11 protein-coding genes and 1 tRNA gene are annotated in these 10549 nt (G+C 60.3%); 5 read left to right on the top strand and 7 right to left on the bottom strand.

The genetic code is table 11. The features are described 5' to 3' along the window. The first annotated feature begins 9 nt into the window (after positions 1-9). Positions 10-85: transfer RNA gene (locus tag LRL22_RS14065), tRNA-Val, on the top strand. 304 nt (positions 86-389) lie between these two features. Here LRL22_RS14065 and LRL22_RS14060 read toward each other — a convergent pair. Beyond that, positions 390-1703 (bottom strand): sodium-dependent transporter, encoded by a 1314-nt coding sequence (locus tag LRL22_RS14060; RefSeq protein ID WP_270905630.1) that lies wholly within the window; start codon positions 1701-1703, stop codon positions 390-392. A gap of 433 nt (positions 1704-2136) precedes the next feature. On the opposite strand from LRL22_RS14060, the gene LRL22_RS14055 reads away from it, so the two are divergent. After that, complete coding sequence (locus tag LRL22_RS14055) at positions 2137-2856, top strand: substrate-binding periplasmic protein (protein ID WP_270905629.1); 720 nt, start codon at positions 2137-2139, stop codon at positions 2854-2856. A gap of 3 nt (positions 2857-2859) precedes the next feature. Here LRL22_RS14055 and LRL22_RS14050 read toward each other — a convergent pair whose 3' ends face one another. Both LRL22_RS14050 and LRL22_RS14045 read right to left on the bottom strand, forming a co-directional pair. Then, on the bottom strand, positions 2860-4173 hold the full coding sequence (locus LRL22_RS14050) for a sodium-dependent transporter (RefSeq protein WP_270905628.1): 1314 nt from the start codon (positions 4171-4173) through the stop codon (positions 2860-2862). A gap of 211 nt (positions 4174-4384) precedes the next feature. Next, positions 4385-5224: an isopenicillin N synthase family dioxygenase gene (locus LRL22_RS14045; protein ID WP_040068235.1), complete on the bottom strand. Its 840-nt coding sequence runs from the start codon at positions 5222-5224 to the stop codon at positions 4385-4387. A gap of 206 nt (positions 5225-5430) precedes the next feature. On the opposite strand from LRL22_RS14045, the gene LRL22_RS14040 reads away from it, so the two are divergent. Beyond that, positions 5431-5994, top strand: coding sequence for a DUF2799 domain-containing protein (locus tag LRL22_RS14040; protein ID WP_005362971.1), 564 nt, complete (start codon positions 5431-5433; stop codon positions 5992-5994). A 51-nt stretch (positions 5995-6045) separates the two neighbouring features. Here LRL22_RS14040 and LRL22_RS14035 read toward each other — a convergent pair whose 3' ends face one another. Both LRL22_RS14035 and LRL22_RS14030 read right to left on the bottom strand, forming a co-directional pair. Continuing rightward, positions 6046-6864 carry a Cof-type HAD-IIB family hydrolase gene (locus LRL22_RS14035; protein WP_005362969.1) on the bottom strand — a complete coding sequence of 273 codons (819 nt, stop codon included), beginning with the start codon at positions 6862-6864 and terminating at the stop codon, positions 6046-6048. Positions 6865-6974: 110 nt separating this feature from the next. Continuing rightward, positions 6975-8204, bottom strand: a complete 1230-nt coding sequence (locus tag LRL22_RS14030) for an MFS transporter (RefSeq protein ID WP_270905627.1) — start codon at positions 8202-8204, stop codon at positions 6975-6977. Positions 8205-8310: 106 nt separating this feature from the next. On the opposite strand from LRL22_RS14030, the gene LRL22_RS14025 reads away from it, so the two are divergent. Both LRL22_RS14025 and LRL22_RS14020 read left to right on the top strand, forming a co-directional pair. Beyond that, on the top strand, positions 8311-8934 hold the full coding sequence (locus tag LRL22_RS14025) for a helix-turn-helix transcriptional regulator (protein WP_270905626.1): 624 nt from the start codon (positions 8311-8313) through the stop codon (positions 8932-8934). A gap of 311 nt (positions 8935-9245) precedes the next feature. Further along, positions 9246-9722: an Lrp/AsnC family transcriptional regulator gene (locus LRL22_RS14020; RefSeq protein WP_005304871.1), complete on the top strand. Its 477-nt coding sequence runs from the start codon at positions 9246-9248 to the stop codon at positions 9720-9722. Positions 9723-9854: 132 nt separating this feature from the next. Here LRL22_RS14020 and LRL22_RS14015 read toward each other — a convergent pair whose 3' ends face one another. Both LRL22_RS14015 and LRL22_RS14010 read right to left on the bottom strand, forming a co-directional pair. Next, the gene (locus tag LRL22_RS14015; RefSeq protein ID WP_206901118.1) at positions 9855-10172 is read right to left on the bottom strand and encodes a hypothetical protein; all 318 of its coding nucleotides are present in this window, start codon (positions 10170-10172) and stop codon (positions 9855-9857) included. Positions 10173-10317: 145 nt separating this feature from the next. Further along, positions 10318-10545, bottom strand: coding sequence for a hypothetical protein (locus tag LRL22_RS14010; RefSeq protein WP_005335715.1), 228 nt, complete (start codon positions 10543-10545; stop codon positions 10318-10320). Between the last annotated feature and the right edge of the window lie 4 nt (positions 10546-10549).

The following is a 10549-nucleotide window of genomic DNA, read 5'->3' as shown; positions in this document are numbered from 1 at the left end:
TGAATCCCAGGTCGTTTAGCTCAGCTGGGAGAGCACCTCCCTTACAAGGAGGGGGTCACTGGTTCGATCCCAGTAACGACCACCATATTCGCAAGCGAGGCTGAGATATCAGCTGCAATTGCAGAGAAAGTCCCCATTCAGATGGGGATTTTTTTGCTCGCAATTCAGTACTTCAACTTCTTCTATTGCTGGTGTGGCGAGCCGAACGCCACCTCTTATTGCGCCACTCTGCCACTCCGATCCTTCTTCATCCTGCTCTTCCGAGATTGTTCGACGGCCACTGACTTCACTCCTGTCCATCGTGATGCTGCTTATATGAACGCCTGTTAAAGCAAACGCTAGCAATAAAAAGGGCAGGCCAAAGCCTGCCCGCACGGATGCGCAAGGTGTTACATGATCCCGCGGATCAGGATCCCGCTGATCAGCAGCGGCGCCACCACGCGCCAGCACCAGAGCAGCGCCAGACGCAGGGCGGGTGACAGGCCCGCAGGCAATATGGCATCACCCAATCGCCAGCCCAGCAGCAGGGTCAGTACCAGACCAAACAGCGGCATCATCAGGTTGGAGGTCAGATAGTCGAGCAACTCGAAGATGGTCTTGCCAAACAGGGTCAGATCGCTCCATGGGCCGAACGACAGGCTCACCGGAATGCCGGAGACCATGATAAGCAGGGTCAACACCCGGCAGGCACCACGGCGCGACCAGCCCCACTCCTCGGTGGTGAAGCGCACCAGATGCTCAAGCATGGAGATGGAGGAGGAGAGGGCGGCGACCAGCAGCAACAGGAAGAAGACTACCCCCAGCCCCTGACCGAGCGGCAGATGACTGAACACGGCTGGCATGGTCATAAAGGTGAGTCCTGGGCCTGCGGTAGGGTCGATACCGGTGGAGGCCAGTGCCGGGAAGATCATCAAGCCCGCCAGCACCGAGATAAGGCTTGCCAGTGTGACCACCCAGACCCCGGAACGCAGCACCCCTTCGCTATTGGGCAGGTAGGCGCCATAGGTCGTGTGTACCCCGAGCCCGATGGAGAGGGAGAAGAAGGCCAGCCCCAGCGCGTCCAGCACGCTCTGGCCGGTCAGCATGGAGAAGTCCGGCAGCAGCAGCTGGCGCACACCCGCCATGGAGCCCTGCATGGAGAGACCGACCCCCACCAGCAGCAGCATCATGATGAAGAGCGCGGGCATCATCCAGCGCAGTGCCCGCTCCACCCCTTTCTGAATACCCCCTTGCACGAACCACCAGGTCAGGCCCGCGAAGATCAGATGGGTTAGCACCGGCCACCAGGGGTTGCTGACATAGCCGTTGAACAGGGCGGTGAGGGCGCTCCCCTCGCTCAGGTTGAGCTTGCCAGCCATCGCCAGCGCGGCGTAACCCACGGTCCAGCCACCGACCACGCTGTAGAAGCTGTAGATAAAGAAGCCGCAGGCGATCCCCATATACCCCATCCAGCGCCAGTTCGGCCCCACCAGTTTGCGGAAAGCGCCGAGCACCCCGCGCTGACTATGGCTGCCGAGCAGAGTTTCGCCGACCTGTACCGCTACCCCCAGGGTGAAGCTGAACAGCAGAAACACCAGCAGAAAGGCACCACCGCCATTGGTGGCGGTCACATAGGGAAACTTCCAGATGGCACCAAGGCCAATCGCTGTGCCTGCTGCGGCCAGCACATGACCGAGACGGGAAGACCACTGAACCTGGCTCATACAACCTCCGGGTAACACGACATCGAAGCAATACTCCTGAGTAGCAATAAACGACAGACCATAAAAAAGGCCGCCTGAGGCGACCTTTGCAATGAACATTCAGAAAAACTGTGCGTGCAAGGTCACCTCTCTTGCGAGCTAAAAAATCGACCAAACAGCACGAGGATGGCAGACATGAGGTGACAACCTGACTTATGAATGAGGAAACAGCCTAAACCATGGAAAGAATAATTGACACATAAAATCAAAAAATTTTTTATGTGTGCCGCTGTCACCACTCTGACTGTACGTACAACTCAATTGGCGAGCGCGTTGCCGGGCCGTATCTTTTCTACCTTGTGGCTATTTACTGGGCGATAATCGACGTAGCTTCTTCTGGAACTAGTGACCGCTACATGGCGCTGACGGGAACAACGATGAAACAGGATGTCGTATGAGATGGATGGTGCTGCCCTGGTTACTGATCAGCTTGAGTGTGTCGGCGCAGTCCGGATTAACCCTGCTGAGTCACGACTTACCCCCCTTTACCGAATACCGCGACGGCAAGATCGACGGATTCGCCATTCGTTTGATTGGTGAGGTGCAGGAGGAGCTTGGCACCCGCTATCCGGTGCGGATTTACCCGCTCAAGCGGGCGCTGGCGCTGGCACGGGTCGAGCCCGGTTATGGACTGTTCGTGGTACAGCGGCTCCCGGAGCGGGAGTCCCATTTCAAATGGGTTGGCCCGCTCTTTATCAATCGGGTCTTTATCTATCAGGCGCCGGATAGTCGCCACCCGCTGACCTCGCTGGCACAGCTGCGGGATCTGCCCAGAGTAGGGGTCGTGCTGGGTAATGCCGATGACGTGCGGCTGACCCATGAGGGCTACACCAATCTGGTGCGCTACAAGACAGTCGGGGAGGCGATAGAGCGGCTGATGCTGGGCAAGATCGATGCCTTGCCGATGGCGGAGCTGGTGATGGAGGCCACCCTCGACAAGATGGGCTTATCGCGGCGCAGCATCGTCAGCAGTGGCGTGCTGCTCCATCAGGCCGGTCTCTATATCGTCTTCTCCAAGGGAACGGATGATGCCGAGATCACCCGCTGGCAGCATGCCCTGGATGCCGTCAGAGCCGCCCAGGGGCGGGCCGATGAGCCCGCCCGCGAAGAGTAACCGTCACACCAGACCGCGAATCAAGATCCCGCCGATCAGCAAGGGGGCAATCCAGCGCCAGCAGTTCATCAGCAGGTGATGCCAGTGGCTGGCAATCCCCTGCGGCAGCGCCTTGCGCCCTAGCTTCCAGCCCAGCAGCAGCGTCAGCATCAGGCCAAACAGCGGCATCATCAGGTTGGAGGTGACAAAGTCCAGCAGCTCGAAGATGGTTTTGCCAAACAGGGTTGCGTGTTGCAGCGGGCCAAACGACAGGCTGACCGGAACACCGCTAACCATGACGAATCCAGTGATGGCGCTGCAGGCCGTGCGGCGTGACCAGCCCCAGGTCTCGCACAGGAAGCACTGCAAATGCTCCAGCAGGGAGATGGCCGAGGAGAGCGCCGCAAAGACCAGCAGGGCGAAGAAGATCACCTCAAGCACCTGACCGAAGGGCAGCAGCTGAAATACCGCCGGCATGGTCATAAAGGTGAGACCGGGGCCGGAGGCCGGGTCGATACCGGTCGAGGCCAGCACCGGGAAGATCATCAAACCCGCCAGCACTGCCACCATGCTGGCCAGCAGCACCACCCAGAGGCTGGAGCGACCAACCCCTTCGCTGGTCGGCAGATAGGCGCCGTAGGTGGTGTGGATGCCAAGACCGATGGAGAGGGAGAAGAAGGCCAGCCCCATGGCATCGAGCACGCCGGACATCCCCAGCTTACTGAAGTCGGGCATCAGGAAGTGACGCACCCCCGCCATCGCATTGGGCAAGGTGAGGCCAAAGGCGACCAGCATCAGGATCATCAGGAACAGGGCTGGCATCATCCAGCGCAGGGTGCGCTCCACCCCTTTCTGAATGCCCCCTTGCACCACCATCCAGGTGAAGGCGGCAAACAGCAGATGGGTGAGAATGGGCCAGACGTCGCCGCTGACATAATCATTGAAGCGGGCGGTGAGGGCCGCCGCATCGCCATGGTTGAGCTGACCTGAGATGGCCATGCCGGTATAACCCAGGGTCCAGCCGCCCACCACGCTGTAGAAGCAGTAGATGAGCAGGGTAGAGATCACTCCCATTACCCCAACCCAGCGCCACTGTTTGCCGAGCAGATCGGAGAAGGCTCCGACTACCCCGCGGCGACTCATGCTGCCGAGCAGGGTTTCCCCCATCAGTACCGCCACCCCCAGGGTGAAGCTGAACAGCAGAAAGACCAGCAGGAAGGCGCCGCCGCCGTTGACGGCGGTGACATAGGGGAATTTCCAGATTGCGCCGATACCGACCGCGGAACCCGCTGCGGCGAGGATGTAGCCGAGTCGGGATGACCATTGGGACTGCTTCATAAGAACTCCAATCGAGCGCCCCTTGGCAGGGCAGAATGGCGCTCATGTTACGGAGGTCACGGCGCAATCACTACGACGGTTATCAGGTGTAAATACGATTTATTGGCATGATTGGCTAATTTAATTCTGTTTTGAGCCCAATCCTGCCACCAAATAAAAAACCGGAGCGAGATTGCTCCGGTTTGGTCTCTGACAACTACTCGTCGGTGGATTAGAGCACCCCGAGCTCCCGCAGCCGCTCCATCAGATAACTATGAGCGGTATGGCGCTCGGAGAGCACCACATCCGGGCGCGGATGGAGGAACAGCGGCAGCGAGATGCGTGACTTGGCGGCACTGCCACCGGTCGGGTTGATGACGCGGTGAGTGGTGGAGGGGTAGTAGCCGCGAGAGGCCTCCTGCAGCATGTCGCCGATATTGATGATGAGGGTGCCAAAGTCGCACGGCACGTCCATCCACTCGCCATCGGAACCCTTCACCTGCAGCCCCGGCTCGTTAGCGGCGGGCAGAATGGTAAGCAGGTTGATATCCTCGTGGGCGGCGGCGCGGATGGCGCCCGGCTCCTCGGTGCCATCGAACGGCGGATAGTGCAGCACCCGCAGCAGGGTCTTCTGGCTCTCTTCGATCATCGAGGAGAGGGGGCAGCTGTAGTGAGCGGCGATATCGGCCGGGGTGTACTGCTCGACCCAGCCCAGCAGCTCGGCGGCCAGACCGTTGGCTAGACGATAGTACTCCATCGCCTGCTCCTTCAGCTCTTCCGGCATCTGGCCCCAGGGGTAGATGTGGAAGTACTCCTTGATGTCTTTCTGGCTATGGCCCTTGGCTACCTCGGAGACCGACGGCGGGAAGTAGCCATCCTGAGTCTCGCGGTTGAACAGGAAATCCTGCTTCTGCTCGCTCATGAAGAAGCGATACCAGTTGTCGTAGATGGACTGCACCAGCTCTTTCGGGATGGGGTGGTTGGTCAGCACGCCAAAGCCGGTGGTTCGCAGGGATTCGGTGAAGCGTTGGGCCGCATCGGGTGAGCGGTAATCGACGGTCAGGACTTTCATTGTTTTTGTTGCGCGCCAGTTAAAAGATGGCGCAGTTTACCTTGCGCCTGATAACAAGGAAAGCGGGTTGGCCGCCCGTCTGGCACGGCGTTGAATAGTGATAAAAACATCAAATAAACCGCGCCAGACCGCACGGGATCGCATCCCTTGTTATGGCCTTTTATCCTCTCTAGAATGCCGCTCACTATCTTTTCCGGAGTCTGTTCATGTCCCCCAAAATCCTGTTGCTGACCCTGCCGGTATTGCTGGCGGGATGCAGTGCCCTGTCAGAAGATGAGTGCCGCACCATGAGTTGGTACAACCTGGGTTATCAGGATGGATCGGAAGGCAAAACCCGTCAGGCGACCCGCGATTACGTTTCGTCTTGCAGCGAATATGGCCTCAAAGTGGATGAAGCCGAGTGGAAACGGGGCTACGACAAGGGGCTGGAGCTCTACTGCATTCCCGAGCTGGCTTACAGCAAGGGCAAGGAGGGGCAGGCTTATCTGGGGGTATGCCCCAATGACGCCAGCTTCCTCAAGCAGTATCAGCGTGGCTACGAAGAGTACAAACTGGCTGCCCGCCTGCGGGAGATCAGCGACGAGCTGGAGCGTACCGAGCGTGATATCGATACGCTGGAGCGCAGCATCCGCAACGAAACCAACACGGAACAGCGTGACTATTACCGCGCCAAGCGCGATCGGGCTATTCGCCACTACGAATCCCTGCGCCGGGAGTACAACCGTCTACGTTATCCGGATCGGGTGATCCAGTTCTCCTTCGGCGGTTAATCCCTCTCTTCATGGCCAGCCCGCGTGCTGGCCATGTTGCATCCTGTCAGATCAGGGCAGTACCCAGCGCTGCAGCGCCAGTGCGATACCATCTTCGTTGTGGTCGGCCGTGACCCGATGGGCATGGCTCTGGATCTGCGGGGCCGCATTGCCCATGGCCACCGCCAGCCCAACTTGCTCGAACATGCTGATGTCGTTGTTGTTGTCACCAAACGCCACCACCTGCTCCATCGCAATCCCTTCGCTGGCGGCCCACTGGGCAAGCCGGTTGCCCTTGCTGCAACCGGGCTGTACCAGCTCCACCGCATAGGGGGCCGCCCAGTCACGGGTAAAGGGCATCTGCTCGACCACCTCGCCCATAAAGGTGTGCAGGCGAGCCGGATCCTGATTGAACAGCTCCAGCTTCCAGACCGGATTGTCGAGCCAGCCTGCCAGCTCCTCGACCGGGTGGAGAGCGATCTTGAGGTGGTCCGGCTGATTGGCCGACCAGTGGCGGATGCGGGTGACATGCTCTTCACAGCCGATGTAGCCAATGCCCTCGCTCAGGTGGAACAGGGCGCCCATCTGCTGCGCCTCGACCGCGGCCAGCAGCTCGGTAAGCGGGGCGACCGCCAGCGGGTCGCCACTTAGGATCCGGTTCTGCACCGGATCATAGAGATAGGCGCCGTTGCTGCAGATGAGGGGGGTATCGAGGGCCAGCTCGTGGTGGAAGGGACGCGCCGTCATGTAGTGGCGCCCCGTGACCAGCAGCACCTTGATGCCGTGGGCGCGGGCCTGCGCCAGTGCTGCCCGGGTGGCCGACGAGATCTTGTGATCCCGGGTCAGCAGGGTGCCATCCATATCGAGCGCGATGGCCTTGTACTCACTCATAGCTCCTCCAGCATCGAACAAATCCGCAAAGAGCCTTACCGTCCCAGACCCGGCGCCCCGATGCAAGTCTTGCCCGCAGCCGAAGCGCCGAACTGTGATCCCTTCGTGGCTCAGGTGCAGCTGGCCAGCTGTTGACGACGGTCGGCACGGCGGCGCAGCAGATAGAAACCGGCGGCACTGGCAAGGGAGCAGAGGGTGGCGAGATAGAAGGGCCACTGGGTACCGGCCAGCAGCACCAGACTGCCGAGCAGCACCGCCAGGATCTCGCTGCCCACGGCGATGGCGCGGTAGAGCCCCATCGCCTGCCCCTGCTGCTCCGGGTGACTGCGGTTGGAGATCGCTACCGAGGTGGCCAGCTCCCCCAGACTCATGCCGATGCCAGCGGGAACGAAGGTAAGCGCCAGCCCCCACCAGTGCACGGGCAGGATAAAGAGCAGCATACCGCTCGCCATCACCAGATGACCGACAATGCCGAGGGAGCTGCCGCGCCAGTGACGGGCGATGCGGGAGCCGAGCCAGGAGCCCGCCATCATGGGCAAACTCACCAGCACCGCTGCCTGCGCCAGCTGGGCCGGATCCCAGGCCAGCCGCTCCACCAGCCAGATATTGAAGTAGGTGAAATAGAGCTGCACGGCGCCATAGCTGATCAGGGTGAGTGCGAAGTAGGGCAGCAGGGCCGGTTGCAGCAACAGCTGGCGGCTGGAGAGGGTCGGGGCCTGCCGAGCGGCCGCCACCGGCGGACGATAGGGGATCAGCCAGTAGATCAGCAGCAGGTTGATCAGGGTCATTCCTACCGACAGCCAGGCGGCCAGACTGTAATCCCCCGAGATCACCGCGGCGTAGCCCCCGATCACCGGCCCCACTACCCAGCCCAGATTCATGCCGATATTGATCCAGGCGAAGCTGCGCGCCTTGTGCTCCTTGCCGGCGAGATCCGCCGCCATCGCCTGCACGATGGCGATGTTGCCGTTGCATAGCCCCTCCACAATCCGGCTGAGCAGCAACAGGGGGAGGGAGCGCCAGGCGATACCGAGTGCCATCAGGGCATAGCCTGCCAGTACCCCCGCCAGCGAGAGCAACAGCAGTGGCTTGCGGCCATAGCGGTCGGAGAGGCGCCCGAGCCAAGGGCTGCCCACCAGCTGGAACAGGGGGTAGAGCCCCATGATGACCCCCAGCCACACCTTGCGGCTCCAGTCAGAGGCATCCGGCGTCAGCATGCCGTGGGCCGGATCCAGCAGCAAAGGTGCCAACACCGGGGAGGGGAGACTGAAACCTGCAACTGCCAGCGTGACCGTCATGACCAGCACCCAGAGGGGATTTTTGTGCTCGTGTTTCTCCATGCAGCACCCATTAAGTAAAGTTATTGGTTTATTTATGCTGGTTCATAGACGGGATTAAGTAAAGTGAATTGTTGATTTAATAAAGGGCGCTCCCCATAATGAGATCATGAACGCAAGCACCGACAAGATCCTGTTTCTGCTCAAGAGCCATGGCCCGCAGAGCGCCGCCGCGCTGGGGGAGCAGTTGCAGATGACCTCCATGGGCGCCCGTCAGCACCTGCTCACGCTCGAGCAGGAGGGGTGGGTCACATTCAGCGACGAGGCGCGCGGGCGCGGTCGTCCCGTGCGGCTGTGGCAGCTCACCGAGCAGGCCTGGCAGCGCTTCCCCGATACCCATAGCGACCTGACCGTGCAGTTGATCGACAACGTGCGCGAGCTGTTTGGCGGGGAGGGGATGGAGCGGCTGATCCAGCAGCGGGAGCAGCAAATGCTTGCTCGCTATCAGGAGGCGCTGGGGTCCCATGGCCTCTCTGGCCGGCTGGCGGCGCTCAGGGAGCTGCGTACTCGCGAGGGCTACATGGCGGAGATCCGCCGCGAAGAGGATGGCAGCTGGCTGCTGTGGGAGAGCCACTGTCCCATCTGTGCGGCGGCGCGCACCTGCCGCGGTTTCTGTCGCAGCGAACTGGCGCTGTTTCGCCAGCTGCTGGCGCCAGCGACGGTGGAGCGGGAGCAATATCTGCTGGAGGGGGCGCATCGCTGTCTCTATCGCATCACGCCGCCCGCGCTCTGATTTCGTCAAGCGCCCAAAAACAACAAAGCAGGCGCCGGGATGCCTGCTTTGTTGCCTTCGGGGAGGGGGTTCTCTCGTTCCAGCCCGTCGTTTCCCGATAAGGTAAGACGGCTGATGGGGCTCTTGACCCGATAAGGTCCTTCACCGCAGAGACCCGGTCAGGTATCTGCTTTGCCACCGGAAGATGTAACCATAGTATCTCTCCCGTGCCGGTGAGTGGTTGCAAAGTAACCACTTATTTCGGTTGTTTTTGCAATAGTTCACCCTTAATCTAGGAAAAGTGGATTAGTCATTGCAACGAGGAAGGGTAAATGCTGAAACTTGATCGCATAGACAGACATATTCTCGAGCTGATGCAGGAGAATGGCCGCATCAGCAATCTGGAACTGGCCGAGCTGGTCGGGCTCTCCCCGTCCCCCTGCTCCCGCCGGGTCAAGGCGCTGGAGGATGCCGGTCTCATCGACACCCACGTTACTCTGCTCAACGCCCGCCAGCTTGGCCTCACCCTCACCGCCTACATTCATATCTCCATGGACAGACACACGCCCGAGCGGTTCGAAAACTTCGATCGCGCCATCAGCGAACTGCCCGAAGTGCTGGAGTGTGATCTCATCACCGGTAACGATGCCGACTACCAGCTCAAGGTGGTGGTGCGCGACATGGAGCACTATCAGCACTTCCTGCTGGACAAGCTGACCCATATTCCGGGGGTGACCGGGGTGCGCTCCAGCTTCGTGCTGCGCCGCATCAAGCACAAGACGGCACTACCGCTCAACCATCTGGGTTAAGGCTGCGCAAACCGCTCATATAAACAGAAAGAGGAGGCCAGTGGCCTCCTCTTTTGCTATTCGCTCTTGGTTGTTCGGTCGTGGTTATTCGGTTCTGGATTAGCTGTCGCGGTGACGGGGCGACTGCCGTGGTCAGACGCTGACCTGGCTGATGTCTTCCACCTGCAGCAGCCAGCCGCTCTGCTCCTGCTGCGGTTCGCCGCTGACCCGCAGCCGCTCACCGGTCGGCACCCACTGCCCCTCGGGCAGGGAGACCAGCAGGCTCTCGCTGCCGTTGTCGAACAACCAGCGATCTTCGCCAAGCGATTCAATCAGATAACCTTCCATCTCCACTCTGGACTCGGTTTGCCAGGATGGCGCAACGGAATCACGGCTCTCGATGAAATCCCCCTGAACACCAAAACTGGCTAGCCCCCACAGAATGGAGAGCCCGACGATGGATGTTTGCATCTTGTCTCTCCTCTTTTGGAACTGTAGGGCCAGTATGGGAACAGAAAACTGAGCGCACCATGAACAAGGTGGCAAAGTGCTGGCGAGATCGCGAAAAAATCCGGCCAATTGGCCGGTAGTGTCATTTTATGGTGCCTGGATCACACTATTTGGCGGCTTCTTCTGCCATCCGTTCAGCTCTTGGCTTATTCGTCCACATGGCTACCCCGCGATGATCCCCACAGATCCCCTCTGCCACCACGGCGCGAACCCGGGTGCCATCTTTGCAAATGGCCTGCCAGGCGTCAGCATCATCGATGGCGAGCGAGTTGGGGGGCGGCGTGGTTTGGCAAGCCGTGAGCAGCAGGGCGCACAGGGGGAGCAATTTTTTCATGGCG

Origin of the sequence: Aeromonas sp. PI_26 (genome assembly GCF_027854445.1) — a bacterium.
In the GTDB taxonomy this organism is placed as follows: domain Bacteria; phylum Pseudomonadota; class Gammaproteobacteria; order Enterobacterales; family Aeromonadaceae; genus Aeromonas; species Aeromonas veronii.
Note: the sequence above shows the minus strand (reverse complement) of the source record. Positions and strands in the feature narration are given on the sequence as shown.

Bases quoted from the DNA above. Each gene is read 5' to 3' on its own strand.
- LRL22_RS14060 (WP_270905630.1), bottom strand. From the start codon at position 1,703: ATGAGCCAGGTTCAGTGGTCTTCCCGTCTCGGTCATGTGCTGGCCGCA.
- LRL22_RS14055 (WP_270905629.1), top strand. From the start codon at position 2,137: ATGAGATGGATGGTGCTGCCCTGGTTACTGATCAGCTTGAGTGTGTCG.
- LRL22_RS14050 (WP_270905628.1), bottom strand. From the start codon at position 4,173: ATGAAGCAGTCCCAATGGTCATCCCGACTCGGCTACATCCTCGCCGCA.
- LRL22_RS14045 (WP_040068235.1), bottom strand. From the start codon at position 5,224: ATGAAAGTCCTGACCGTCGATTACCGCTCACCCGATGCGGCCCAACGC.
- LRL22_RS14040 (WP_005362971.1), top strand. From the start codon at position 5,431: ATGTCCCCCAAAATCCTGTTGCTGACCCTGCCGGTATTGCTGGCGGGA.
- LRL22_RS14035 (WP_005362969.1), bottom strand. From the start codon at position 6,864: ATGAGTGAGTACAAGGCCATCGCGCTCGATATGGATGGCACCCTGCTG.
- LRL22_RS14030 (WP_270905627.1), bottom strand. From the start codon at position 8,204: ATGGAGAAACACGAGCACAAAAATCCCCTCTGGGTGCTGGTCATGACG.
- LRL22_RS14025 (WP_270905626.1), top strand. From the start codon at position 8,311: ATGAACGCAAGCACCGACAAGATCCTGTTTCTGCTCAAGAGCCATGGC.
- LRL22_RS14020 (WP_005304871.1), top strand. From the start codon at position 9,246: ATGCTGAAACTTGATCGCATAGACAGACATATTCTCGAGCTGATGCAG.
- LRL22_RS14015 (WP_206901118.1), bottom strand. From the start codon at position 10,172: ATGCAAACATCCATCGTCGGGCTCTCCATTCTGTGGGGGCTAGCCAGT.
- LRL22_RS14010 (WP_005335715.1), bottom strand. From the start codon at position 10,545: ATGAAAAAATTGCTCCCCCTGTGCGCCCTGCTGCTCACGGCTTGCCAA.